Consider the following 25,236-nt stretch of genomic DNA (forward strand, 5'->3'; position numbering starts at 1 on the left):
CGCAGGCCCTGTAAGCAGCGCTTACAGGGCCTGCGGTGTTCCGCGACACGTCAGCCCAGCAGTTCCCGGACGACCGGGACCAGGGCGCGGAAGGCCTGGCCGCGGTGGGAGATGGCGTTCTTTTCCGCCGGGGTCAGTTCGGCGCAGGTGCGGGTGTCGGCGGCCGGCTGGAGGATCGGGTCGTAGCCGAAGCCGCCGGTGCCGGAGGGGGTGTGGCGGAGGCGGCCGAGGAGGCGGCCTTCGACGACGCGTTCGGTGCCGTCCGGGAGGGCGAGGGCGGCCGCGCAGGCGAAGTGCGCGCCGCGGTGCGGGTCGTCGATGTCGGAGAGCTGGGCGAGCAGCAGCCGGAGGTTGGCCTCGTCGTCGCCGTGCCGGCCGGCCCAGCGGGCGGAGAAGATGCCCGGGGCGCCGCCGAGGACGTCCACGCACAGGCCGGAGTCGTCGGCGACGGCCGGGAGTCCGGTGGCCTGTGCGAGGGCGTGGGCCTTGAGGAGCGCGTTCTCGGCGAAGGTGGTGCCGGTCTCCTTGACGTCCGGGATCTCCGGGTAGGCGTCCGAGCCGACCAGCTCGTGGGGCAGGCCGGCGTCGGACAGGATGGCGCGGAGCTCGGTGATCTTGCCCGCGTTGCGGGTGGCGAGGATGAGGCGGGTCATGCCCCGATTATCACGGGGTGCAGACCTTGCTCAGTTCGTTGACCCCGTCGGTGATACCGGAGAGGTCGGGGTTGGCGTTGCCGTCGTTGATGGCCTTGCGGGCGTTGGCGACGCCGGTGCTGATGTCGTTGACGGCCTTCTCGATGTCGGCGTTGTCGCTCTTGTCGCCGATGTCCTTGAGGGCCTGCTCGATCTCGTCGAGGGCCTTCTGGGCGTCCTGGGGGTTCTCGCCGGCGTTGGAGATCGCCTGCTGGAGGTCGTTGGCTGCCTCGCTGACGGCGACGGCCGTGTTGGCGCAGTCCAGTGCGGTGTCGAGGGCGGAGCATGCGGTCACGGCCGGCAGGGCGAGCAGGGCGGTGACGGCGAGAGCGGCGGTACGGCGGTGCATGGCCATGTGGCGGTTTCCCCCCAGGGATTCGGATGTGCGGACGGGCGCACGGCTTCGAACCGTGCGCCCGTACTCAGCATGACGCCTGGGTGGTGGCCCCGGGTTCCCGGGGTGGCGGTCGTCTCAGATCTCCAGTGCGCGCCGCTGGATCGCTTCGAGGTCGGCGCAGCCGCCGGCGGCGAGGTCGAGGAGGGCGTTGAGTTCCTTGCGGTCGAAGGGTTCGCCTTCGGCGGTGCCCTGGACTTCGACGAAGCGGCCGTCGCCGGTGCAGACGACGTTCATGTCGGTTTCGGCGCGGACGTCTTCCTCGTAGCAGAGGTCGAGGAGCGGGACGCCGTCGACGATGCCGACGGAGACGGCGGCGACGGTGCCGGTGAGGGGCTTGCGGCCGGCCTTGATCAGCTTCTTCTGCTGTCCCCAGGCGATGGCGTCGGCGAGGGCGACGTAGGCACCGGTGATGGCGGCGGTGCGGGTGCCGCCGTCGGCCTGGAGGACGTCGCAGTCGAGGACGACGGTGTTCTCGCCGAGGGCCTTGTAGTCGATGACGGCGCGGAGGGAACGGCCGATGAGGCGGGAGATCTCGTGGGTGCGGCCGCCGATCTTGCCGCGGACGGATTCGCGGTCGCCGCGGGTGTTGGTGGAGCGGGGCAGCATCGAGTACTCGGAGGTGACCCAGCCTTCGCCGCTGCCCTTGCGCCAGCGGGGGACGCCTTCGGTGAAGGAGGCGGTGCAGAAGACTTTGGTGTCGCCGAAGGAGATGAGGACGGAGCCCTCTGCGTGCTTGCTCCATCCGCGTTCGATGGTGACGGGGCGGAGCTGGTCGGGGGTGCGGCCGTCGATGCGAGACATGGTGCGAGCCTAGTCGTTTGGCGGGGTGGGTCCTGCCGGGGCCGGTGTCGGGGCTCCGCCCCGTCGGCCCTGCGCCTCAAACGCCGGCGTGGCTCAAAGATCGGGGCTCCGCCCCGGACCCCGCGCCTCAATCGCCGGCGGGGCTTGATTTCGGGGCTCCGCCCCGGACCCCGGTCCTCAAGCTCTCCCAGCCCCAGGGGGCTGGGAGGTGCCCCCTGGACGGGCTGGATTGCCCCCGGCCGGACTTTGCCCGCGGGTGGCTGGATGTGCCGGTCCGGGGCGGGTGGGAGGCGGCCCGGGGCGGGGTGGGGCGGGGGGCGGGGGCAGGGGCCGGAGAGGGCGGGGGGCGGGACGGGGCGGGGGCCGGGACAGGGCGGCGTCCGAACGCACAGACCCCGCCTCGGGGTTTCCGGGGCGGGGTCTGTGGAGGGGGCGCGCCGCCTGGTGCGCCGCCTGGTTCGGGGGTTACATCATGTCTTCGATTTCGGCGGCGATGGGGTCGGCGTCGGTGCCGATGACGACCTGGATGGCGGTGCCCATCTTGACGACGCCGTGGGCGCCGGCGGCCTTGAGGGCCGTCTCGTCGACGAGGGAGGGGTCGGAGACCTCGGTGCGGAGGCGGGTGATGCAGCCCTCGACCTCTTCGATGTTGTCGATACCGCCGAGCCCGGCGACGATCTTCTCAGCCTTGGTGGCCATGTGTCTGTTCTCCCTGTGTCTTCAAGGAACGAGTCTCGACGGTCCGTGCAGTGGATCATCCCCGCAGTCCGCTTTGTCACGGTAACGCACGGTTGGCCCATCTACGCGAGCGCGGGTCCGGCATCTGCCGAATGATGACGATCAGCAGCAGCCTGCCCCTGCGGGCCGGTCCTCTGCGACCGCACGAGAACTGGTCTACACCACTGTGCGGCAACCGCCAAAACGGCCCGTCAGGGAGGACGCCGATGAGCGCGAGCAGCGCGGCCGCGACACCGCAGCCGAGATGGTGGAACGGGCTGTTCCAGGGGCTCCAGAAGATGGGCCGGAGCCTCCAGCTGCCGATCGCGGTGCTCCCGGCCGCCGGCATCCTGAACCGGCTCGGCCAGCCGGACGTGTTCGGCGCGGACGGCCTGAACTGGGTGAACGTCGCGAAGGTCATGGCGGCCGCGGGCGGCAGCCTGCTCAATGCCGACCTCGGCCTGCCGCTCCTCTTCTGCATCGGCGTTGCCATCGGCATGGCGAAGAAGGCGGACGGGTCGACCGCCCTGGCCGCAGTGGTCGGCTTCCTGGTCTACCGGGCCGTGCTGCGCGCGTTCCCGGACCCGTGCCCGTCGGGCACGAAGGACATCGGGGGCGGCTGCCTCGGCTCCGGGGACAGCTTCGCGGAGTACACGTTCCAGAATCCGGGGGTGTTCGGCGGCATCGTGATGGGGCTGCTGTCGGCCTGGTTCTGGCAGCGGTACCACCGGGTGAAGCTGGTGGACTGGCTGGGCTTCTTCAACGGGCGCCGGCTGGTGCCGATCATCATGTCGTTCGTGGCGATCGTCTTCGCCGTGCTGTGCCTGGGCGTCTGGCCGCCGATCGGCGACGGGCTGGAGAGCTTCTCGGACTGGCTGGTGGGCCTGGGCGCGTGGGGCGCAGGCATCTTCGGCCTGGCGAACCGGGCGCTGCTGGTGATCGGCCTGCACCAGTTCCTGAACGTGCCGGTGTGGTTCCAGTTCGGCAGCTACACGAAGCCCGACGGACAGGTGGTCCACGGCGACATCGCGATGTTCCTGAACGGGGACCCGGAGGCCGGTCAGTTCATGTCGGGCTTCTTCCCGATCATGATGTTCGCGCTGCCGGCGGCGGCGCTGGCGATCACGCACTGCGCGAAGCCGCGGCGCCGCAAGGAGGTCGGCGGCCTGATGCTGTCGGTGGCGCTGACCTCGTTCGTCACGGGCATCACGGAGCCGATCGAGTACTCGTTCCTGTTCATCGCGCCGGCGCTGTACGCGGTGCACGCGGTGCTGACGGGTGTGTCGATGGCGGTGACCTGGGCGCTCGGGGTGAAGGACGGGTTCAGCTTCTCGGCGGGCCTGATCGACTACGTCATCAACTGGAGTCTGGCGACGAAGCCGTGGCTGATCATTCCGATCGGCCTGTGCTTCGCGGTGGTCTATTACGCGATCTTCCGTTTCGCGATCCTGAAGTTCGACCTGAAGACGCCGGGCCGGGAGTCGGACGAGGAGATCGACGAGATGGAGCGGGAGAACGTCAAGTGACGCCCGGTCGCTGATTGCCGCAGGGCTTCGGTCCTGTTCCACGAAGGCCCTCGGATCTCCGGTCCGGGGGCTTTCGGCATGCCGTGGCCGGGATTCCGCTTGTCTGCGGTGAAGTGCCCCGGGGCGCGGTGCGGCCGGGGGTGCGGGCCTTTCGGCCCGAGGATCGGAGTGTGGTGTAGACCACAGGAAAACGAAGGTTCCTTATCTAACGCTCACCGTGTTACAACTGGTCTACACCACCCATTGGTGTAGACCACGCACCCCGCTTCAGGGGCCCGTGTACCCCCTTTATCGAGCCGTCGCCGTCCCCCTTCGTGTCCTCTGGCGGCGCCTCGCTCCCCGGAGGAAGACATGACTACGGCTACCGCCGCCAAGGCGCCTCCCGCCAAGAAGCGGGGCTCCGGCCTCATCCAGGGTCTGCAGAAGGTCGGCCGCAGCCTCCAGCTGCCCATCGCCGTCCTCCCGGCGGCGGGCATCCTGCTGCGCCTCGGCCAGCCGGACGTCTTCGGCAAGGACGGCCTCGGCTGGGACAAGGTCGCCTCGGTGTTCGCCACCGCCGGTGACGCCGTCTTCGCCAACCTCCCCCTGCTCTTCTGCATCGGCGTGGCCATCGGCTTCGCCAAGAAGTCGGACGGCTCCACCGCGCTCGCGGCCCTCGTCGGCTTCCTCGTCTACAAGAACGTGCTGACCGCGTTCCCGGTGACCGAGGCCGTCGTCAACACCACCGCGAACAAGGGCGTCGACGTCGCGGCGACGTACAACAACCCCGGTGTCCTCGGCGGCATCGTGATGGGTCTGCTCGCGGCCGTGCTGTGGCAGAAGTTCCACCGCACCAAGCTGGTGGACTGGCTCGGCTTCTTCAACGGCCGCCGCCTGGTCCCGATCATCATGGCCTTCGTCGGCGTGCTGGTGGGCGTGTTCTTCGGTCTGGTCTGGGAGCCGATCGGCGAGGTCATCTCCAACTTCGGCGAGTGGATGACCGGCCTGGGCGCCGCGGGTGCGGGTCTCTTCGGCGTCATCAACCGCGGTCTGATCCCGATCGGCATGCACCAGTTCGTCAACACGGTGGCCTGGTTCCAGATCGGCGACTTCACCAACGCCGCCGGCGAGGTCGTCCACGGCGACCTGAACCGCTTCTTCGCGGGTGACTCCAGCGCCGGCCTCTTCATGACCGGCTTCTACCCGATCATGATGTTCGGCCTGCCGGCCGCCGCCCTCGCCATCGCGCACTCGGCCCGTCCGGAGCGCCGCAAGGCCGTCACCGGCATGATGGTCTCGCTCGCCCTCACCTCGTTCGTCACGGGTGTCACCGAGCCCATCGAGTTCTCGTTCATGTTCATCGCGCCGCTGCTGTACGCGATCCACGCCGTGCTCACCGCGGTCTCCATGGCCGTCACCTGGGCCCTGGGCGTCCACGGCGGCTTCACCTTCTCGGCCGGTCTGATCGACCTCGGCCTGAGCTGGAGCAAGTCCACGAAGCCATGGCTGATCATCCCGATCGGCCTGGTCTTCGCGGTGATCTACTACGTGGTCTTCCGCTTCGCGATCACCAAGTTCAACCTGCCGACGCCGGGCCGCGAGTCCGACGAGGAGCTCGCCGAGATGGAGAAGGCCGAGGCCAAGTAAGGCCCCGCCCCAGCACGGCACGACACGACAGCACGAAGCCCCCGCATTCCGTACGGAGTGCGGGGGCTTCGGCGTACCGGGCCCGGACGGCGTACCGGGCCGGCTCAGATCTCGTACACCGCTCCGGAGCGGGCCAGCTCCACCGGACCCGCGTAGACCGCGCGGGCGTCGGCCAGGTTCTGCGCGGGGTCGGTCCACGGCGGGATGTGGGTGAGGACCAGGCGGCCGGCGCCCGCGTCGCGCGCGCACTCGCCGGCCTCGCGGCCGTTGAGGTGGAGGTCCGGGATGTCCTCCTTGCCGTGGGTGAAGGAGGCCTCGCACAGGAACAGGTCGACGCCCTCGGCGAGGGTGTTCAGCGCACCGCAGGTGCCGGTGTCACCCGAGTAGGCCAGCGAACGGCCGCCGTGCTCCACCCGGATGCCGTACGCCTCGACCGGGTGCGAGACCCGCTCGGTGCGCACCTGGAAGGGGCCGATCTCGAAGCTGCCGGACTTGAGGGTGCGGAACTCGAAGACCTCGCTCATCGAGCGCTCGTCGGGGACGTCCTCGTACGCGGTGGTCAGGCGCTGCTCGGTGCCCTCGGGGCCGTAGACGGGGATCGTGCCGCAGCGGCCGCCTTCGTGGCGGTAGTAGCGGGCGACGAAGTACGCGCACATGTCGATGCAGTGGTCCGCGTGCAGGTGGCTCAGGAAGATGGCGTCGAGGTCGTACAGGCCGCAGTGGCGCTGCAGCTCGCCGAGGGCGCCGTTGCCCATGTCGAGGAGCAGCCGGAAGCCGTCGGCCTCTACGAGGTAGCTGGAGCAGGCCGATTCCGCGGACGGGAACGAACCCGAGCAGCCGACGACGGTGAGCTTCATGGAGCAGGAACCTCCGTGGGCGGTTACGGGCGGCGTGGGCCGTGCGTGTGGGCGTGGGGGGCCGTGCGTGGAGTCGAGCGTAAGGCGCGAAAGCGGCGGTCGCTCCTCCGCGGCAGGCCGTTGTGGGGGAACTCACCTGCGCAGTCACCCCAGGGGGCGACGGTCCGCACAGGGGTTGCCGTGCCGGGTGGCGGATGCCCGGTTACCGTCGAGCCATGGACACGTCCTGGTGGCCCGCGCTGGCCGCGCTCGTGGCGCTGGCCGTGGTGGCGCTGGTGGCGGGGCGCCGCGGTCCGGGCGCGCCGGCGCGGCGTGCGGTCAGGGCCGCGGAGGTACGCCCGCCGCCGGGTGCGGGCCCGCTGCCGCGGCCGCTGCCGGGCGAGATCTGGTGGGCGGAGGTGCCCTACGAGGACGGGCCGGGGGCGAAGGACCGGCCGTGCCTGGTGCTGGGGATGCTGCACGGGCACGAGCGGGTGCGGGTCGTGAAGATCACGAGCAAGTACCACGACGAGCGTCCCGGGGTGATCCCGTTGCCGCCCGGGGTGGTGGGCGATGCGCACGGGCGTCCGAGCTTCCTGGAGACGGACGAGCTGCGGGAGGTCCCGGTGTGGGAGTTCCGGCGGCGGGTGGGGGTGGTGGACCCGGTGGTGTGGGACCAGGTGCGGCACCTGGCGGGGTGAGGGCGGGGACGGCGGTCCCGGGCCGGACGCACGGACGGCCGGCGGGGCGGGTGCCCGCCGGCCGTCGGGGTGCCGGGGTGGTGCGGGTGGTGCGGGTGGCTGTGCCCAGGGGGTCAGGCCCAGAGCTGGCCCTGGAGGACCTCGATGGCCTCTTCGGTGGTGGCCGCGGTGTAGACACCGGTGGAGAGGTACTTCCAGCCGCCGTCGGCGACGACGAAGACGATGTCGGCGCTCTCGCCGGCGGCGACGGCCTTGCGGCCCACGCCGATGGCGGCGTGCAGGGCGGCGCCGGTGGAGACGCCCGCGAAGATTCCTTCCTGCCGGAGGAGTTCGCGGGTGCGGGTGACCGCGTCGGCGGAGCCCACCGAGAAGCGGGTGGTGAGCACGGAGGCGTCGTACAGCTCGGGGACGAAGCCCTCGTCGAGGTTGCGCAGGCCGTAGACGAGGTCGTCGTAGCGCGGCTCGGCGGCGACGATCTTCACGCCGGGAACGTGCTCGCGGAGGTAGCGGCCGACGCCCATGAGGGTGCCGGTGGTGCCGAGGCCCGCCACGAAGTGGGTGATGGAGGGCAGGTCCGCGAGGATCTCCGGGCCGGTGGTGGCGTAGTGCGCACCGGCGTTGTCCGGGTTGCCGTACTGGTACAGCATGATCCAGTCGGGGTGCTCGGCGGCGAGCTCCTTGGCCACGCGCACGGCGGTGTTCGAGCCGCCGGCGGCCGGCGACGAGATGATCTCGGCTCCCCACATGGCCAGCAGGTCGCGCCGCTCCTGCGAAGTGTTCTCCGGCATGACGCACACGATCCGGTAGCCCTTGAGCTTCGCGGCCATGGCGAGGGAGATGCCGGTGTTCCCGGAGGTGGGCTCCAGGATGGTGCAGCCGGGCTGGAGGCGGCCGGCCTTCTCGGCCTGTTCGATCATGTGGAGCGCCGGGCGGTCCTTGATCGAGCCGGTCGGGTTGCGGTCCTCCAGCTTGGCCCAGATCCGCACGTCCTCCGAGGGGGACAGGCGCGGGAGCCGGACCAGCGGGGTGTTGCCGACCGCCGCCAGCGGGGAGTCGTACCGCATTACTTCGAGCCGCCGGCCACGGCCGGGAGGATGGTGACGTTGTCGCCGTCGGTCAGCTTGGTGGTGATGCCGTCGAGGAAGCGGACGTCCTCGTCGTTGAGGTAGACGTTCACGAAGCGGCGGAGTTCGCCGCCCTTGGACTCGTCCACGATGCGCTCGCGGATGCCGGTGTGGCGGGTCTCCAGGTCCTGGAAGAGCTCGCCGAGGGTGGTGCCCTCACCGGTGACGGCCTTGGCGCCGTCGGTGTAGGTGCGGAGGATGGTCGGGATGCTGACCTCGATGGCCATGGCGGGCTCCAGTCGTCGGGACGGGCGTGGGGCGTGTGGGGCGCGCGGCTGTGGCCCCCCGCGCGACAGGGGGTGGTGCTCCGGTGGTGCTTCCGGTGGTTCCGGGGGCTCTGCTCAGGCGGCAGCGCAACAGATGGCGCTGGCGAGGCGGCACAGGTCGACGTGCAGCCGCGCCACGAGCGCAGGGCTGCGCGGCGTCTCGATGCTCACGTCGTGGGAAACCATGCGGGCATCGTAACGATTCCCGGTCCGCCGGATGGAGTGTGATCTCGCATATCGGACAGATGCGGCTCACATCGTGGGCGGCGCGGCCTCAGTAGGCGGCTACGACCTGCACTTCTTCCTCGGTGATCACTCCGTCGACGATCCGGTACGAGCGGAACTGGAAGTCCCCGAGGCCGTCCTTGTCGGCGGTGGAGACGAGCACGTAGTGGGCGCCGGGCTCGTTCGCGTACGTGACGTCGGTGCGCGAGGGGTAGGCCTCGGTCGCGGTGTGCGAGTGGTAGACGATCACGGGTTCCTCGTCGCGGGCGTCCATCTCGCGGTACAGCTTGAGGAGGTCCTTGGAGTCGAACTCGTAGAACGTGGGCGAGCGCGCGGCGTTGAGCATCGGGATGAACCGCTCCGGGCGACCGGTGCCGGCCGGCCCGGCGACGATGCCGCAGGCCTCGTCGGGGTGGTCCTCGCGGGCGTGCGCGACGATCTGGTCGTACAGGGCCTGGGTGAGGGTCAGCATGAGCGACAGGATAAGCAGACGGGCCCTCCCGTACCGAGGTCTGGTACGGGAGGGCCCGCATGCTGGACACGGGCCGCTCGTGGGCCACCCGTGGGCGGGATGCGTCACCGCTTGGCGAACGCGGCGTTCTCCGGGTTGCGGCTCTTCAGGACGAGGTAGGCGACGCCGAGGAGCAGGCCCCACAGCGGAGCGCAGTACAGCGAGACCCGGGCGTCCTGGTCCGCGCCCATCATGACGATGACCATGCCGATGAAGGCGAGGGCGAACCAGCTGGTCCACGGGGCGCCGGGGGCGCGGAACGAGGAGGCCGGGAGTTCGCCGCGGTCGGACTTGGCGCGGTAGCGGACGTGGCAGACCAGGATCATGATCCAGGCCCACATGCCGGAGATGGTGGCGAAGGAGACGACGTAGTCGAAGGCCTTGCCGGGGGCCACGTAGTTGATCCAGACGCCGACGAGCATGAGGGCGGCGGAGAACGTGGTGCCGACCAGCGGGGTGCCGTTCTTCGTGAGGCGGGTGAAGAGCTTCGGGCCCTGGCCGTTGAGCGCGAGGTCGCGCAGCATGCGGCCGGTGGAGTACATGCCCGAGTTGCAGGAGGACAGGGCCGCGGTGAGGACGACGAAGTTGACGATGGCGGCGCCGATGCCGAGGCCCATCTTCTCGAAGGCCGCGACGAACGGGCTGACGCCGGGCTGGAATTCGGTCCACGGGACCACCGACAGGATCATGATGAGCGCGCCGACGTAGAAGACGGCGATCCGCCAGGGCACGGTGTTGATGGCCTTGGGAAGGGTCTTCTCGGGGTCCTTGGACTCACCGGCGGTGACGCCGACGAGTTCGACGGCGAGGAAGGCGAACATCACGATCTGCAGGGTCATCAGCGTGCCGCCGAGGCCCTTGGGGAAGAAGCCGCCCTCGCTCCACAGGTTGGCGACGGAGGCGGTCTCCGCGGCGTCCGAGAAGCCGATGGTGAGGATGCCGGCGCAGATCAGGATCATGCCGACGATGGCGGTGACCTTGACCATCGAGAACCAGAACTCCAGCTCGCCGAAGAGCTTCACGGAGATGAGGTTCGCGCCATACAGGATGACGGTGAAGATCAGCGCGTAGGCCCACTGCGGGATGCTGTCGTGGGTCCAGTAGGCCATGTACTGTGCGGCCGCGGTGACTTCGGTGATGCCGGTGACCACCCAGAACAGCCAGTACGTCCAGCCGGTGACGAATCCCCAGAAGGGGCCGACGAATTCGCGGGCGTACTCCGAGAAGGAGCCCGACACCGGCCGGTACATGAGCAGTTCGCCCAGGGCCCGCATGATGAAGAAGATGACCAGACCCGCGATGGCGTACGCCAGGATCAGGCTGGGGCCGGCCTTGCTGATGGCCTTGCCCGCGCCGAGGAAGAGGCCGGTGCCGATGGCTCCGCCGATCGCGATCATCTGGATCTGGCGGGCGCCGAGCGCCCGGTGGTAGCCCTCGCCCGCGGCCTCTTCGCCCGCGGTGTCCCGGCCCTGGTTCTCGACCTGCATTGAGGTCATGTGTGGTGCGCCTTTCTCCACGCCGGCCCGCGCCTGCTGGAAGAGGCTGCGGGCCGGGTTCCTCGATCCCCCCGGATACGGATGGAGTTGCACGCCGGCGGTCGGCCGGTTGAAGCGCCGCCCGGGGACAAGGGTGGTGTCCGTGGGCGGTTCGGAAGATTTATCACGGACTTATGTGGATACGCCGGACCCGTTTGTGGCCCGGGGCACACGAAAAACGGGGCATGTGCCCCGTTGATCGACAAAATACCCCACTGGGGTGATCTGATTGTTATCCGGATTTGAGCGTCCGCTGAGCGAACAAGATCGGCCAGGTCGTGTCGGGAACCCGCCGGCGCCGGCGGGAACCGTCAGGCGGGCCTCACGGGAGCAGGGTCTCCACGAGGGTCTCCTGGAGGCCGCCGAGCCACAGGTAGGCCATCACCATCGGCTTGCGCGGGTCCTCGTCGGGCAGCCGGAACAGCTCCCCCGCCTCGTCGTCCTCGGTGATGTCCAGCCGGCTCGCGATGGTCAGCCGCAGGTCGTTGAGGGCACCGAGCCAGCGCAGCGGCTGCTCGCCGGTGAGCTTGAGGACGGCTCCGCCGTCGCCGCCCGGGGTGAGCGCGTCCAGGCTGCGGACCACGGCGAGGGCGTCGTCGCGCTTGCGGGCGCGCAGGTCGTTCTCGGTGAAGCGGCGGAACTCGGCGGAGTGGGCGTGCAGCTCCTCCGGGTCGCCGGCCTCCTCGGCGCCCGGGCCGCGGTAGGCGTCGGGGAAGAGGCGGGCCAGCGCGGGGTCGGACGGGGGCTCGGTGGGACCCTCGGCGAACAGGGCGGCCAGCGGGTCGGCGTCCGCGTCCGGCTCGTCGCCGGGCCCGATCAGCTCCAGGAGCTGGACGGCGAGGGAGCGCAGGATGGAGATCTCGATCTCGTCGAGCGCGACGGCCGCACCGCCGCCGTCGAGGCCTTCGAACGTGCCGCCCATCAGATGCGGTCCTGCGACAGCGTCGCCCACAGTCCGTAGCCGTGCATGGCCTGCACGTCGCGCTCCATCTCCTCGCGGGTGCCGCTGGAGACGACCGCCCGTCCCTTGTGGTGGACGTCCAGCATCAGTTTGTGCGCCTTGTCCTTGGAGTAGCCGAAGTACGCCTGGAACACGTACGTCACGTAGCTCATGAGGTTGACCGGGTCGTTGTGCACCAGGGTCACCCAGGGGACGTCGGGTTCGGGGACCGCGAAGGCCTCGTCGGAGGGTTCGGTGCGTTCGATCTCAAGGGGAGCAACACTCACGCCCCCATGCTGCCACCGCGGGGGGCCCGTCGCACAAACGGCCCCCTACATCTCGTCACTTTGACGAGATGTGCGCTAGCATCCGTGGCATGAACCCTGCGGATCTCGGGCTGCCGGTGGACGTTCCGTCGACGGCGCTGTTCACGGACCATTACGAGCTCACGATGCTGCAGGCCGCGCTGGCCAACGGCACGGCCGACCGCCGCTCGGTCTTCGAGGTCTTCACCCGGAGGCTGCCCGAAGGCCGCCGCTACGGCGTGGTGGCCGGGGTCGGGCGGGTCCTGGACGCGGTGGAGAACTTCCGGTTCGACGCCGCGGTGCTGGACTTCCTGCGGGAGCGGCGGGTCGTGGACGAGCGCACACTGGACTGGCTGTCGCGGTACCGCTTCTCGGGTGACATCTGGGGCTATCCGGAGGGCGAGGTCTACTTCCCGGGCTCGCCGCTGCTGCGGGTCGAGGGCAGTTTCGCCGAGTGCGTGCTGCTGGAGACGGTGATCCTGTCGATCCTCAACCACGACTCGGCGATCGCGGCGGCCGCGTCCCGGATGGCGTCGGCGGCCGGGGAGCGGCCGCTGATCGAGATGGGGGCCCGGCGGACGCACGAACTGGCGGCGGTCGCGGCGTCGCGGGCCGCGTACGTGGGCGGCTTCACGTCCACGTCGGACCTGGCGGCCGGGTTCCGCTACGGCATCCCGACGGTCGGGACCAGTGCACACGCGTTCACGCTGCTGCACGACTCGGAGCGGGACGCGTTCACGGCGCAGGTGGCGTCGCTGGGGTCGGGGACGACGCTGCTGGTCGACACGTACGACGTGGCCGAGGCGGTGCGGACGGCCGTGGAGGTGGCCGGGACCGGGCTGGGCGCGGTGCGCATCGACTCCGGGGACCTGCTGCTCGTGGCGCACCGGGTACGGGCCCAGCTGGACGAGCTGGGGGCCACCGGGACGCGGATCGTGGTGACGTCCGACCTGGACGAGTACGCGATCGCCTCGCTGGCGGCGGCGCCGGTGGATGCGTACGGGGTGGGCACGCAGCTGGTCACCGGCAGTGGGCACCCGACGTGCTCGATGGTCTACAAGCTGGTGGCGCGGGCGGCGTCGGGTGATCCGAAGGCGCCGCTGGTGCCGGTGGCGAAGCGGGCTTCCGGCGGCAAGACGTCCGTCGGGGGGCGGAAGTGGGCTGCGCGGCGGACCGATGCGGAGGGGGTGGCGGAGGCGGAGGTCGTCGGGACCGGGCCGGTCCCGGCCGCCCTTGCGCCCCACCAGCTGCTGACCGAGCTGGTCAAGGCCGGTGAGGTGATCGCCCGCGAGCCGTTGGAAGCGGCCCGGACGCGGCACATCGCGGCGCGGGCGGCCCTTCCTCTGTCCGCGACCCAGCTGTCCCGCGGCGAGCCGGTCCTCCCCACGGAGTACGCCTGAGTCCCGGGGCTCCGCCCGGACGGGCTGGAAGGTCCAGCCCGTCCGGCGTTTGAGGCGCGGGCTCCGGGGCGGAGCCCCCGTTCGGGAAGGGACGGGTTGGGGAAGGCCCCGCAGGGAAGGGAACGCACCACCCGGCACCGGCAGGCGCACACCGCCGCATCCGTCACCACCACCCAGCGAGGACAAACCACATGCACCGCGCACTGATCGTCGTAGACGTCCAGAACGACTTCTGCGAGGGCGGCAGCCTCGCGGTGGCCGGCGGGGCGGACGTCGCCGCCGCCATCACCGAGCTGATCGGCCAGGCCACCCCCGCGTACCGGCACGTCGTCGCCACCCGGGACCACCACGTCGACCCGGGTCCGCACTTCGCCCGGCCCCCGGCGCAGCCGGACTACGAGAGCTCCTGGCCGGTGCACTGCGTCGCGGGCACCGAGGGCGTCGGGTTCCACCCGAACTTCGCCCCCGCCGTCGCCTCCGGCGCCGTCGCCGCGGTCTTCGACAAGGGCGCGCACGCCGCGGCGTACAGCGGCTTCGAGGGCGCCGACGAGAACGGCACCGGCCTCGCCGCCTGGCTGCGCGAGCGCGGTGTCACCGAGGTGGACGTCGTCGGCATCGCCACCGACCACTGCGTCCGCGCCACCGCCCTGGACGCCGCCCGCGAAGGCTTCGCCACCCACGTGCTGCTCGACCTCACCGCGGGCGTGGCCGCCCGCACCACGGAGCGCGCCCTCGCGGAGCTGGCGGCGGCCGGGGTCCGGCTCTCCGGCACCCCGGTGGTCGCTGCCGCCGGCTGACTCCGCGCGCCCGGCGCGTACCGGCCGCCCCGGAACCGGCCCTCCGATACCGGCCCCCGATACCGGCCCTCGGGAGCGGCCGAAAAGGAGCAGATCGGGCCGCTCTCCCCGGACTGCCCCACAGGTCCTCCCGCCCGGTTAAGACACACAGACTTGTGTCGAAAACAGCTGGCCAACCCAGCTGAATCGGGGGGAACACGAGGGCCACGAGCATGTTGCTGCCGGTCGCCTCCGCGGTGTGGCTGCCGGCTCCGGACCTGAGCCATCCGGATCTGGTGCCGCCCCCGCAGGTGGGCGTGGGGCAGCTGCTGGTGACGATCGCGGTGTCCGTGCTGTTCGCGGTGCTGGGCGCAGCCGCTGGCCCTGGTGCTGGTGCCGGCCCTGGCGGCCGGCAGCACCGCCGCGGCCGCCTGGACGGTCCGGAAGCGGTCGCGGTACAGCTGACCCTCCCCCGTGGGCTCCTGGGCCCGCGTCCGCGCCCCTGTGGCCGCCGGATGATCCGGCGGGGCCACAGGGCTGTCCGGTGCCGCCGCGGGCGGCCTCGGGGGTCCGGCTCCGCTGCGGCCCGGCGGGCGGCTCAGGCGCCCGGCAGGAGGGCGCGTATGGGGTGCCAGAGCTCCGCGACGGTGTCCGGGGCGCCCCGCCACAGCAGGCCGTCCGGGTGGTGCAGGACGGCCGTGATCTCGTCCTGGGTCGGCGGGTGGGTGTTCCCCCGCAGGTAGACGGCGCGCATGCCGAGGTTCCGCAGCCTGGTCAGGGCGCGGGCCCGGTTCGCGGCGTGCACGAGCACGCGGACCTGGCGGTCGTCGCCGCCGGGCCTGGGCAGGGTCAGGGCGACCACCACGCTGCCGTTCGGCAGCTTGACGAATCCTCCGCCGGGCATCGGTTCATCTCCCCCGTGAGATGGAGTGTCAACAGCAATCCGGTACCCGGGCATCTAAACGCGATCGGCCGCCGCCCGCTAGGGGGCGACGGCCGATCATGGTTTGACCTGCAGCTTCAGCCGGAAAAAGGCTTCAGGCTACTTGGAGGGGCCAACCTTCACCGTGATGTAGGAGCCGTCCTTGGGCTGCTCCACGATCGAGATGCGGGTGTTGGTGTTGGCGGTCTTGACGCTGCCCGTCGGGTTCTCCGGGTAGTAGTACGTGCCGGTGCGGTCGTCGAAGAACTTGACGCCCTTCTTCGACGTGATGCTCAGCGGCTGGTCGGCCTTGTGCAGCGTGAACGCGTCGGTCGCGTACAGGCTGAACGGGGCGTCGAACGGCTGGATCTTGTTGCGCAGCAGCGTGCCGTCGGTCCACTTCATGGGCTTGGCGTGGGCGTCGATCGGGAGGATCAGGCCCTCACCCGGGTGGGCGCTGGTGTTGTTGTCCTTCTGGGAGGTGTCCCAGAGCCACATCAGCAGACCGGTCTGGTACGGGTAGTGCTCGACCCAGTCGGGGCGGGTGCCCGAGAAGCCGAAGTTGTACGGGCCGACCTTGAGCATCTTGTCGTACGAGACGTACTGACGGTTCTCGGCCAGGTAGTACTGGGCGTAGGACTTGGTGAAGCTCGCACCGATGGTGGAGAAGCCCTTGGCGGTCCAGCCGTTGGCACCGTTCTCGCCGCCGTCGGAGAACACCGTGGCGCCGTCGGCCGTCAGCTTGACGGCGTCGGCGGTGAAGCCCTTGCCGCCCGCGCCGCCGTCCGTCTGGTAGCGGAAGCGGATGTCGATCTTCTTGCCGGCGTAGGCGTCCAGCGGGAAGTTCAGCTTCTTCCAGGCGCCGGAGGCACCGGAGAGGGACGGGCTGCCGGCCGCGTCGGCCGGGATGGCCTGGCCGTCGGCGGTGCCGGCGAGGGCCTTCCAGTTGGCGCCGCCGTCGGTGGACACCTCGGTGTAGAGGTAGTCGTAGCCGGACTCGATGTCCCACCAGCCGTCGAGCGACAGGGCCGCCTTCGACTTGCCGGTCAGGTCGACGGAGCGGGTGAGGGTGTTCTTGAGGTTGTCACCCATGTTGCTCCACCACTGCTTCGTGCCCTCGGTGGGCTTGACGATGCTGGTGGTGACCTTCTTCTTGGGCAGCTTGACGACGAGCGCCTGCTTGTTCTTGGTGTTGTACTCCGACACACCGAGCTTGTGCGTGGACTTCGTCGCGGCCTTGGCCACGTCGTAGTTCAGCCAGCCGAGCTGCAGCTTGTCCCAGGCGGTCATGTCGCCGGGCATGTCGCCGATGGAGTCCTTGCCCTTGCCGAGCCAGGAGCCGGCGGACATCAGGGACCAGAAGCCGACCGAGTTCTCGCCGCGGCCGGAGGTGTCGTACAGGTCCGGCAGGCCGAGGTCGTGGCCGTACTCGTGGGCGAAGACACCGAGGCCGCCGTTCTCGGGCTGCATGGTGTAGTCGCCGACCCAGATGCCGGTCTTGCCGATCTGGGTGCCGCCGGCCTTGTTGTTCGCCGGGCCGGTCTTGCCCGCGTTGGTGCCGTAGGCGTACCAGCGGTGGGCCCAGAGGGCGTTGGCGCCTTCCTTGCCGCCGCCGGCCGACTCGTCCTCGCCCGCGTGGACGATCTGGAAGTGGTCGATGTAGCCGTCGGGCTCGTTGAAGTTGCCGTCGCCGTCGAAGTCGTAACGGTCCCAGAGGTCGTACTTCGCGAGCTGCGCCTTGATCTGCGCGTCGGTCTTGCCGGCCTTCTTCTGGGCCTTGACCCACGCGGTGACGCCGTCACGGACGGTGTCCCAGACGTTGTAGCAGTTGCTGTCGCCGCAGAAGTTCGAGCCGTAACGGGCCTCGTTGTACGGGACCTTGACCCAGTCGGCCACCTCGCCGGCGACCGAGTAGCGGCCCGAGGAGGTCTTCTCGTAGTAGGACTTCAGCGAGCCGGAGCCCTTGCCGAAGTACAGGTCCTGGAAGTACTCCTGGTTGAAGTCGGCGCGCCAGTTGGTGCTGTTGTCCTTGGTGCGGTCCGGCTTCGGGATGGTGTTCTTGGCCGGGCCGGGGGTGCCGCCGTACTTGACGACGGGCGGCAGCGGGCCGGTCGGACCGTCCGGGTCGTGCATGGTCGTGTTGTCGACCTTGTTGCCGAACTCGACGAGGATCGTGAAGATCTTGTCGGTCTTCTCGCGGCCGAGCTCGACGTACTTCTTGTCGTCGAGCTGGACGACCTTGGAGGCGCCGCGCTGCTGGACGCGGGTCTTGCCCTCCAGCACCTGCTCCAGGGCGGCCGCGCGGGCCTGCTCCTGCTGCTTGCTGAACGGGCCCTCGAGCTCGTCCGAGTGGCCCTTCGGGGCGGCCGCCGGGTCCTGGCGGTCCACGGCCGGAGCCGCCACGGCGGTGTTGCTCGCGCTCGCCAGGGTGTAGACCGAAGCGGTGGCCGCGCAGGCCGCCATGGTCACCGTGACCGCTGCGAAGCGGATGGCTCGCCTACGGGGCGAAGTGTTGCTGCTCACTTGATGTGTTCCCCTCCCGCGGCCGCCGCCTGGACGGACCGGGAGTCAGGGGTTCCGGGGCAGCGCGCGTCTCAAGTGACGACATTTGACCGGAGTGGAGCAAGAAAAGACAGACCTTGACTTGACCCCGTCAATTGCACTATGCGGTCAGCGAGTTCCGCATTTCGGACACCACGGGGAGGGAAGGGACGAAGCATATGCCAGAGAGCGGAAGCGGGGCATCCGGAACCCGGACATCTCCGACCGGAAGCGGCGCGTCCGGCACCGGCCGCGGCGCGGAAGGTGACTCCGTGCGCCCCCCGTGCACCGGCACCGTGAGTGAGGTCACGCTTACCTCCGGGCGCCCGCGGGCATGCCCGTCGTAGAGTCTGGTCGCAGCGCGAGTCCGAGGGGGAGTGCGCGAGCGGGCGGCTCCCCGACCATGCCTTGAGGACGGATACCGCCATGCCGCGTCCGACTGCCGCACAGCTCGCCTACGGGTCCGCCACCGTCATCGCCTCCACCATGGCCATGCTGCTGCTCTCGCAGACGCGTTCCGGCGCCGGCGTCGCCGTCATCGCCGCGGCCGCCCTCCTCCTCGGCCTCCTGGTCGCCGTGACCGCGGGCGCGCCGAAGCGGGCGGTCCGCCGGGCGTCGGCCCAGGCCGCGCAGGCCGCCCCGGCCTCCCCCGCACCCGCGCCCGCCCAGGAAAACGGCGCGGCCGCCCGCCTGCCGGAGCCCCGGCAGGCCGAGCAGCCTGCGCATTCCGCACCGCACTGACGCCGTCCCGTACGGACGGCCCGTCAGGTGACGGTGACCACCACCGTCTTGCCGGTCTTGTCGTGCAGACCCTGCTTGTACGGCTTGTCGCTGAGGATCGTGACGATCAGGACGAGCTCCCAGATGCAGGGGCAGCAGAGCAGGGCGGGCAGCCACAGCACGGCCGCGCGGGACAGCGCCGCGTTGCTCGTGGGCACGCTGCCGTCGTTGAGCATCGCGACGCGCAGGCCCAGCAGCTTCTTGCCGAGCGTCTGGCCGGTCTTCTTGCCGAAGTACCAGTCGTAGCCGACGTACGCCACGATGCCGATCAGCGTCCACAGCAGTCCGCCGCCGCTGTACGCCTTGGTGAAGACCTCCGTCGCGTCCTCGCCCTGGTCGGTTTCCACGGTCCAGCGGTTGGGGCTGGCGCCCCACTGGATGAGGCCGAGCGGGATCCCGATGATCAGGGCGTCGATGATGCGCGCGAGGAGCCGCTTGCCGAAGTCGGCGAGCGGCGGCATCCCGGCGAGCGGGTCGGGGGCGCCGTAGCCCCCGCCGTACGGGTCGCTGCCGTACGGCGGCGGGGGCGGCGGGTAGCCCCCTCCCCCGCCGGCGCCGCCGTAGGGCGAACCGGAGCCGGGCGGCGGGAAGCCCCCGTCGCCGGCGCCGCCGTACGGGGAACCGGAAGCCGGGGGCGGCGTCGAAGGCGGCGGCTGCGGCTCCTCGGGCCTCTTGCGGAACGGGTCGTCCTCGGGGGGCTGGCCCGGCGGCGGCTGATCGGTGCTCATGGCCGTAGTCGAACCCGGCCCCCGCGGGCCCGCAACGGGACGGCAGCCGTCCGGGGGACGGGCCCCCGGCAAACCCGCTCAGCGGGCGACGAACGTACCGGCCGCCTTGTCGTGCCAGCACTGCCGCCAGGGGCGGTCCACCAGGCACCACAGGATGTTCAGCAGCCCGATGCCGACCGCGCCGAGCAGCCCGTACACCAGCCAGCGGCCGAGTGCCGCGCCGAACGACGGCCGGCCGCCGGTCTCCATCCGCACGACGCGCACGCCGAACAGCTTCTTGCCGAGGGTGCGGCCCCAGCGGGCGGTCGGCAGCACCTCGTAGAGGAAGCCGAAGAGGAGCAGGGCGGCGAGGATGACGGCGAGGTAGCCGCCGGTGGTGCCGTCCAGCAGCCAGACTGTGACGGTCTCCCCCGCGAGCTTGGCGGCGTCGATCTTCGCCTCGATGTGCTCGGTTGCCTTCGCGACGAACGGAACGGTCACGGCGGTGCCGACGGCGGCCGTCAGCAGGCCGTCGACGAGCCGGGCTCCGAGCCGGCGGCCCAGCCCGGCGGGGCGCGGCGCCTCGTCGGCCAGCCGCTGGAACAGCTCGTCGGACGGGGGCTTCCAGGGGGTGGCGGGCGGGGTGGACCCGTCGGCCGGGGCGGGCTTCGCGAGCCGGTCGGCGGCGGCGGGCTCGGGGGCCGGAGCCGGGGCGGGCGCGGCGGATTCGGCCGGGGGCCGGGCGGGGGGTGCGGTGTGGGCCGGGGACTTGACGGAGAGGATGCCGGCCGGGGCGGCGGACCGCTCGGGGGTGGCCGCGGGGGCCTTCGCGGAAGTGTCGGCGGGGGCCTTTGCCGCCGGTACGGGTTCCTGGGCGGGGGCCGGGATGCGGGCGGCGTCGGAGGCGTCGGAGGGGGCGTCCGCGGAGGCCGGCGCGTTGCCCCAGGACACCTTGCGATCGCGATCTCCGCCGAAGCCGGACTGGTGCGAGACGTCGGCGAGCCAGGCGGCCGGTTCGTCCGCGGCCTCCTGCGCGAGGGGCTCCTTCGCGGGGCGGTCCTGCGCGGGGCGGTCCTTCGCGGGGCGGTCCTTCGCGATGCGGACGGGGGACACGGGATCGCGGAACCCGGGCGGGACGGCGTCCTGCGGGGCCGCGTCGCGGGCGGCCGGCACGTCCGGGCCGTCACGGTCGTCCGGCGGGGCGGGTCGGCCGGGGTCGCCGGGCCCTTCGAGTGCGCCGAGGCCGTCGAGTGCGTCGAGTTCGTCGAAGAACACCGGACCGGTCTCGTCGGCGACGGCGACGGGCGCGGGGGCAGGAGCGGCGGGCGCCGGCGCCGGCGCGGGGGCCGGGACGGGCGCGGGGGACGGGGGCTGGCTGCGGTAGCCCTCGGGTGCGGGGCGGCTCGTACCGGGCACCCAGGCCGATCCGTTCCAGTAGCGGACGAAGCCCGGGATGGACGGGTCGGGGTAGTACCCCTCTCGGGCCGCGAGTTCGCCGTCACCTGGAGAGGCCGTCAATGTCCCCAACTCCGATCGTCCGCTGTGCCCGCTTGTGCAAGGAGGACCATAGCCAAGAACCCGGGTCCGGCAGGACCGGGAACGGCAGAAAGACCGCCTTCGGGGGAAGGGGGAACGCTACCGCGGTGACGGCTTCTTTTCAGCCAGTAGACCGATTTTGCGCCAACCGGGATTTTTTCCGGGAACCCGCGTCATAGTCGGATCAGCCCGCGCTCTCTCCGGGTGCAAGCACGTACGCACCCGGTGCACGTTGGAGAGGAAACGCCATGCCCCACACCGTCGTCGAACGCGAGCTGGAGCTCAAGCTGGTGCTGTCGCCCGAGCGCAGCATCCCCGTACCCGCCCGGCTGGTGTACCGGGCGGACGACCCGTACGCCGTGCACGTCGTCTTCCACGTGGGCTCGAACATGCCGGTCAACTGGACGTTCGCGCGGGAGCTGCTGGTGGAGGGCGTGTTCCGGCCGAGCGGGCACGGGGACGTGCGGATCTGGCCGACGAAGGTGGACGGGCGCAGCGTCATCTGCATGGCGCTCAGCTCACCCGATGGGGACGCGCTGCTGGAGGCGCCGTCGGCGTCCGTGTCGGCCTGGCTGGAGCGGACGCTGCGGGTGGTCCCGCCGGGTACGGAGTCCGACCGGCTCGGCCTGGACGCGGCGCTCGCCGCCCTCCTCGCCCCCACCCCGGCCGACGACCTCTGGCTCCGCGACCCGTGGCCCTCGGACGAGACCCCGGAAGGCGACCTGTGAGTCACCTCCCGGGGCCGGTCTCAGCTACACACCTTGCGGTAGGGGATCCCGCGCGGCACGTACTGCCCCCACTCCCCCTCGGTGACGTCCCGTCCGCCGACCCGACGACAGACCGACTCGATCAGGACGTCGGGGTCGGTGTCGAGCGATCGGAGGGGGTTCTGCCGGTCGGGGGTCCGCAGGACCGCGCCGTCGAAGGCGATGTCGTGGACCTTGCCCTCCAGGTTCAGGGGTGCCCCCAGGGCCAGCCGAGACTTCAGGTCCCAGAGCTGAACGGCGTCATCGCCGACGCGTCCGGCGAGCAGGCGGCCGTCGGGCGAGAACGCGAAGTGGCCGACTCCCTCTCCATAGTGGTCGCCGCCCGGGCCGAGTGCTGCGCCCGGAAGTGCGCCATACTGCTCGGTGACCTTGCCGTCCCACAGCGCAGTCAGGCCGTTCTCTTTGAAGACCGCGAGGGTCTTGCCGTCGGGCGAGAACGCGAGGGCGCCGACGGACTCGTCCTTGAAGACATTGCGGCGGTGCTTGCCGGTGGTGAGGTCGAGCGCGTCCCCGGCGGCGCTGACCAGCAGGGTGCTGTCGGGGCTGATGGCGATGGTGGGCCCCTCCTTGCGCAGCGATTCGATCCGGTGCAGTGGCTTCCCCGAGGCGACGTCCCAGACCTGGATGGTTCCCGGGCGGTCGAGGAACGTGGCGTTGCCCTCGCTCCCGTGCGCGAGCATGAACGCGGCCACGTAGCGGCCGTCGGGAGACAGCGTCAGCGGCTGGATCCAGTAGCCCTGCGGCTCCTTGCGGAAGAGTTCCTTGCCGGCCGCCACGTCCCACACGACCACGTCGTGCTCGTCGGCGAAGGCGAGCCGGCTGCCGTCGGCAGACAAGGACGCCCGGAACTCCGACGCCCCCGGCTTGTCCTCCCGCTGCGGTACCCGGGGTCCGAGGGCCCGCCCCGTGCGGAGGTCAACCAGCTGCTGCTCGTGGCCGAGGGCCTGGGCCATCGCGACCCGGCCGTTGCGGGAGACGGTTCCGGTGCGCGTTTCGCCACTCAGCTCGGACGGCAGGCCGACGGGCGGCCCGGCGACGTCCACCGTGTCCACGGTGGACGCTTCGGTGCGGTGGAAGACCAGGCGCCGTTGCTTGTCGTCGATCGCATAGACGATCTGCTCATCACCGTTCACGTTGCCCGTGCCGCGGGCCGGGTAGGTGAGATAGGGCCCCTGCCACTCGCCATCGGTCGGATAGACGTCGATGGCGCCGGTGTTGTTGTTGTAGCCGAGAACGAACCTGCCCTCGCTGCTGAGCGCAGGGTCCGCCAGCTCGGTGACGGCGACGGAGCCGAGATGCGTACCGTCCGCGGCGCGCCACAGGAATTGCTGCCCCGTCCGGCTCAGGGCGGCCAGCCGCTTGCCGTCCGCGCTGAACTGGAGGCGCCCGTCCGCGCCGCATTCGGGCTGCCGTGTACCCCGCGGCGTGGCGAGCGGTGTGCCGGTCAGACCGTCGGTGCCCAGGCGCCACAGCCGGACCGGTCCGCCGTACGGGCAAGTGGCCGCCAGGCGGCCGTCCGGGGAGACCGCAATGTCCTCCCCTTCCGCATGGGCGGCCAGCTGTCTGCCGTCCGAAGCCCGCAGGATCCGGTGATCGGCAACAACCAGCCCGTTCGTGGTGATCTGCGCCTTGTAGGTGGCCAATCCGTCCAACCCCCCGAGCCGTGGTCCCACGGGCTTCAGCGTCCTGGCATCCAGCACCTGCGCTCCGTCCCTGTCAGACGCGAGGAGCAGCCGGCCGTCGGGGCTGATGCTGTCGATGGTGGCGTCGGCCAGGCCCGCCTTGCCTCGCGAAGACGCCAGCATCCGCCGGCCGGGCACGTCCCAGACCTGGAACTCCCCTGCCTCCCCCAGGACGAAGACCCGCCCGTCGTCGGACAGCCTGCGGTACGAGTCCTGCCGGATGCCGGACGCGGACCGCACCCGCAGCATGTCCGCCTCCGCCTGGTTCACCGCCCCCAGCAGCGCCGCTCTGGAGTCCTCCGTTTCCGCGATGCGCCATGAGGCCACGCCCAGGAGCATGGCGAGTTTGGGGTCGGCGGCGCGGAGGCTGGTGGCGGCTTGGGCTGTGGTGCGGGCGGCGGCCCGGGACTGTTCGCGGGCGGCGGCCTGGGACTGCTGGTAGGCGAGGCCGCCGGCCAGGAGGGCGACGACCAGCAGCACGCCGAGGCCGCCGAGCAGCTGGCGGCGGCGCCGGGCGGTGCGGGTCGCGGAGACCCGGCCGGCGGCGAGGAAGGCGACCTCCAGCGGGTTGGGCCGGATGTGCGGGGCCGCGCCGGCCGACCAGTCGAGGGCCGCCCGCAGGGCCGTGCCCTGCACGAGGTCCTCGGGCCGGCGCCCGTGCCGCTCCCATTCCCGCGCCGCATGCCCCAGCCGGTTCCGCAGCCCCAGCGCGACCCGGTCCGCCTCGGTCCAGGCCCGCAGCCGGGTCCAGGCGCGGATCAGCGCGGCGCTGACCGGGCGTATGGAGTGGTCCTCGGCGACGATCAGCGCCCCGGCCGCGGCCAGCGCGGTGATCGCGGCGTGGCCCTCGCGGCGTTCGGCGTCGCTGCGCCCGTCGTAGACCTCGGCGTACGAGGCCGTCCGTACGGTGTCCTGGCTGCCGTCGGGGTCCTCGCCCGGCACGACCAGCCGGAGCAGCAGTTCGTGGGCGGCCTGCTGCGCGGGCAGCGACAGCCGGGCGTACGCGGCTTCGGCGCGTTCGCCGAGGCCGGGGACGTCCGCCTCGGGCCGGGGGTCGGCGGCCCGCCGGGCACCGGCTTCGAGTAGGGCCCGGCGCGGATCGGCCGAGGCCGGGGTCTCGCCGACGAGGCCGAGGAGGAGTTCGGCGGCGCTGGGCCGGAGGTCGGGCTCCTTGGCGAGCGCGGCGGCGACCAGCGGCCGCAGCGGGGCGGGCAGAGCGGACAGGTCGGGGTCGACGGCCGCGGTGCGGTGGGCGACCTGGCCGATGCTGTCGCCGCGGAACGGTTCCTCGCCGGAGGCCGCGTACAGCACGAGGGCGCCCCAGGCGAAGACGTCGGAGGCGGTGGTGGCGCGCTGCCCGCCGAGGACCTCGGGGGCCATGTAGCCGAGGGTGCCCATGATGGCGCCGGTGGCGGTCAGGGACATGTCGGCGGCGCGGGCGATGCCGAAGTCGATGACGCGGGGGCCGTCGGGGCCGAGGAGGACGTTGCCGGGTTTGAGGTCCCGGTGGACGACCTTGGCCTGGTGGATGGCGGCCAGCGCGGTGGCGACGCCGGCGGCGAGGCGGGTGACGGCCTCGGGGTCGAAGGTGCCGTGGTCGCGGACGGCGGCGCCGAGGGTGGGGCCGGGGATGTACTCGCTGACGATGTACGGGGCGTCGTCGGAGACGTCGGCGTCGAGGATCCGGGCGGTGCAGAAGGGGGCGACGGCGCGGGCCGCGTCGACCTCCTTGGCGAAGCGGGAGCGGACGAACTGCTCCGCGTCGCGGTGCAGGGCCTTGACGGCGACGCGGCCGCCGGTGGCGTCGTACGCCTCGTAGACGACTCCCTGGCCGCCGGCACCGAGGCGGGCGGCGAGCCAGTAGCCGCCGAGGCGTTCCGGATCGTCCGGATGCAGCATTGAGCCCATGTCGTGGTCCCCCGT

The 25,236-nt window shown here is 71.4% G+C and carries 24 protein-coding genes; 7 read left to right on the forward strand and 17 right to left on the reverse strand.

The window, feature by feature from the left end:
• Nucleotides 1–50 precede the first annotated feature (50 nt).
• From rdgB to LG634_RS20685, 4 genes are all read right to left on the reverse strand, one after another.
• Complete coding sequence (gene rdgB / locus LG634_RS20670; RefSeq protein WP_226735387.1) at nt 51–653, reverse strand: RdgB/HAM1 family non-canonical purine NTP pyrophosphatase; 603 nt, start codon at nt 651–653, stop codon at nt 51–53.
• A 10-nt stretch (nt 654–663) separates the two neighbouring features.
• Nucleotides 664–1,047, reverse strand: coding sequence for a hypothetical protein (locus tag LG634_RS20675; protein ID WP_226735388.1), 384 nt, complete (start codon nt 1,045–1,047; stop codon nt 664–666).
• 117 nt (nt 1,048–1,164) lie between these two features.
• Nucleotides 1,165–1,890: a ribonuclease PH gene (rph, locus tag LG634_RS20680; RefSeq protein WP_226735389.1), complete on the reverse strand. Its 726-nt coding sequence runs from the start codon at nt 1,888–1,890 to the stop codon at nt 1,165–1,167.
• A 465-nt stretch (nt 1,891–2,355) separates the two neighbouring features.
• The gene (locus LG634_RS20685) at nt 2,356–2,589 is read right to left on the reverse strand and encodes a PTS sugar transporter subunit IIB (RefSeq protein WP_226735390.1); all 234 of its coding nucleotides are present in this window, start codon (nt 2,587–2,589) and stop codon (nt 2,356–2,358) included.
• A 245-nt stretch (nt 2,590–2,834) separates the two neighbouring features.
• On the opposite strand from LG634_RS20685, the gene LG634_RS20690 reads away from it, so the two are divergent.
• Both LG634_RS20690 and LG634_RS20695 read left to right on the forward strand, forming a co-directional pair.
• Nucleotides 2,835–4,133, forward strand: a complete 1,299-nt coding sequence (locus tag LG634_RS20690) for a PTS transporter subunit EIIC (protein ID WP_226735391.1) — start codon at nt 2,835–2,837, stop codon at nt 4,131–4,133.
• Between the two features lie 351 nt (nt 4,134–4,484).
• Nucleotides 4,485–5,759, forward strand: a complete 1,275-nt coding sequence (locus tag LG634_RS20695; RefSeq protein ID WP_226735392.1) for a PTS transporter subunit EIIC — start codon at nt 4,485–4,487, stop codon at nt 5,757–5,759.
• Between the two features lie 104 nt (nt 5,760–5,863).
• Here LG634_RS20695 and LG634_RS20700 read toward each other — a convergent pair whose 3' ends face one another.
• Entirely contained in the window at nt 5,864–6,616 is a 753-nt protein-coding gene (locus LG634_RS20700; RefSeq protein ID WP_226735393.1) for an MBL fold metallo-hydrolase, read from the reverse strand.
• A 215-nt stretch (nt 6,617–6,831) separates the two neighbouring features.
• Here LG634_RS20700 and LG634_RS20705 point away from each other — a divergent pair, with 215 nt between their 5' ends.
• Nucleotides 6,832–7,296 (forward strand): type II toxin-antitoxin system PemK/MazF family toxin, encoded by a 465-nt coding sequence (locus LG634_RS20705; RefSeq protein WP_226735394.1) that lies wholly within the window; start codon nt 6,832–6,834, stop codon nt 7,294–7,296.
• 113 nt (nt 7,297–7,409) lie between these two features.
• On the opposite strand, the gene LG634_RS20710 is transcribed toward LG634_RS20705, so the two are convergent.
• From LG634_RS20710 to clpS, 7 genes are all read right to left on the reverse strand, one after another.
• Entirely contained in the window at nt 7,410–8,360 is a 951-nt protein-coding gene (locus LG634_RS20710) for a PLP-dependent cysteine synthase family protein (protein ID WP_226735395.1), read from the reverse strand.
• Nucleotides 8,360–8,647, reverse strand: a complete 288-nt coding sequence (locus LG634_RS20715) for a MoaD/ThiS family protein (protein ID WP_226735396.1) — start codon at nt 8,645–8,647, stop codon at nt 8,360–8,362. The genes LG634_RS20710 and LG634_RS20715 overlap by 1 nt, the downstream gene beginning before the upstream one ends.
• 114 nt (nt 8,648–8,761) lie before the next feature.
• The gene (locus tag LG634_RS38490) at nt 8,762–8,872 is read right to left on the reverse strand and encodes a putative leader peptide (protein WP_372482467.1); all 111 of its coding nucleotides are present in this window, start codon (nt 8,870–8,872) and stop codon (nt 8,762–8,764) included.
• An 88-nt stretch (nt 8,873–8,960) separates the two neighbouring features.
• Nucleotides 8,961–9,383, reverse strand: a complete 423-nt coding sequence (locus LG634_RS20720; protein ID WP_226735397.1) for a M67 family metallopeptidase — start codon at nt 9,381–9,383, stop codon at nt 8,961–8,963.
• Nucleotides 9,384–9,487: 104 nt separating this feature from the next.
• Nucleotides 9,488–10,918 (reverse strand): amino acid permease, encoded by a 1,431-nt coding sequence (locus LG634_RS20725; protein WP_226735398.1) that lies wholly within the window; start codon nt 10,916–10,918, stop codon nt 9,488–9,490.
• Nucleotides 10,919–11,279: 361 nt separating this feature from the next.
• Nucleotides 11,280–11,879, reverse strand: a complete 600-nt coding sequence (locus LG634_RS20730; protein WP_226735399.1) for a DUF2017 domain-containing protein — start codon at nt 11,877–11,879, stop codon at nt 11,280–11,282.
• Nucleotides 11,879–12,184 (reverse strand): ATP-dependent Clp protease adapter ClpS, encoded by a 306-nt coding sequence (gene clpS / locus LG634_RS20735; RefSeq protein WP_226735400.1) that lies wholly within the window; start codon nt 12,182–12,184, stop codon nt 11,879–11,881. The genes LG634_RS20730 and clpS overlap by 1 nt, the downstream gene beginning before the upstream one ends.
• A gap of 89 nt (nt 12,185–12,273) precedes the next feature.
• On the opposite strand from clpS, the gene LG634_RS20740 reads away from it, so the two are divergent.
• The gene (locus LG634_RS20740) at nt 12,274–13,602 is read left to right on the forward strand and encodes a nicotinate phosphoribosyltransferase (protein ID WP_226735401.1); all 1,329 of its coding nucleotides are present in this window, start codon (nt 12,274–12,276) and stop codon (nt 13,600–13,602) included.
• Between the two features lie 191 nt (nt 13,603–13,793).
• Nucleotides 13,794–14,399, forward strand: coding sequence for an isochorismatase family protein (locus tag LG634_RS20745; RefSeq protein WP_226735402.1), 606 nt, complete (start codon nt 13,794–13,796; stop codon nt 14,397–14,399).
• Between the two features lie 577 nt (nt 14,400–14,976).
• Here the strand turns inward: LG634_RS20745 and LG634_RS20750 are convergent.
• Together LG634_RS20750 and LG634_RS20755 are read right to left on the reverse strand one after the other, a co-directional pair.
• Nucleotides 14,977–15,282 (reverse strand): hypothetical protein, encoded by a 306-nt coding sequence (locus LG634_RS20750; protein ID WP_226735403.1) that lies wholly within the window; start codon nt 15,280–15,282, stop codon nt 14,977–14,979.
• Between the two features lie 138 nt (nt 15,283–15,420).
• A complete protein-coding gene (locus LG634_RS20755) occupies nt 15,421–17,763 on the reverse strand; it encodes an immune inhibitor A domain-containing protein (RefSeq protein ID WP_226735450.1) in 2,343 nt (780 codons plus the stop codon).
• A 504-nt stretch (nt 17,764–18,267) separates the two neighbouring features.
• On the opposite strand from LG634_RS20755, the gene LG634_RS20760 reads away from it, so the two are divergent.
• Nucleotides 18,268–18,582, forward strand: coding sequence for a hypothetical protein (locus LG634_RS20760; RefSeq protein ID WP_226735404.1), 315 nt, complete (start codon nt 18,268–18,270; stop codon nt 18,580–18,582).
• Nucleotides 18,583–18,605: 23 nt separating this feature from the next.
• Here the strand turns inward: LG634_RS20760 and LG634_RS20765 are convergent, their stop codons facing one another.
• On the reverse strand, nt 18,606–19,349 hold the full coding sequence (locus tag LG634_RS20765) for an RDD family protein (protein ID WP_226735405.1): 744 nt from the start codon (nt 19,347–19,349) through the stop codon (nt 18,606–18,608).
• A gap of 78 nt (nt 19,350–19,427) precedes the next feature.
• Nucleotides 19,428–20,846, reverse strand: a complete 1,419-nt coding sequence (locus LG634_RS20770; protein WP_308072605.1) for an RDD family protein — start codon at nt 20,844–20,846, stop codon at nt 19,428–19,430.
• Nucleotides 20,847–21,112: 266 nt separating this feature from the next.
• Here LG634_RS20770 and LG634_RS20775 point away from each other — a divergent pair, with 266 nt between their 5' ends.
• Nucleotides 21,113–21,592: an SsgA family sporulation/cell division regulator gene (locus tag LG634_RS20775; RefSeq protein WP_226735407.1), complete on the forward strand. Its 480-nt coding sequence runs from the start codon at nt 21,113–21,115 to the stop codon at nt 21,590–21,592.
• Between the two features lie 20 nt (nt 21,593–21,612).
• Here the strand turns inward: LG634_RS20775 and LG634_RS20780 are convergent, their stop codons facing one another.
• Nucleotides 21,613–25,221 (reverse strand): WD40 repeat domain-containing serine/threonine-protein kinase, encoded by a 3,609-nt coding sequence (locus tag LG634_RS20780; RefSeq protein ID WP_226735408.1) that lies wholly within the window; start codon nt 25,219–25,221, stop codon nt 21,613–21,615.
• Nucleotides 25,222–25,236 lie beyond the last annotated feature (15 nt).

Source organism: Streptomyces bambusae (assembly GCF_020532645.1).
GTDB classification, from domain to species: domain Bacteria; phylum Actinomycetota; class Actinomycetes; order Streptomycetales; family Streptomycetaceae; genus Streptomyces; species Streptomyces bambusae.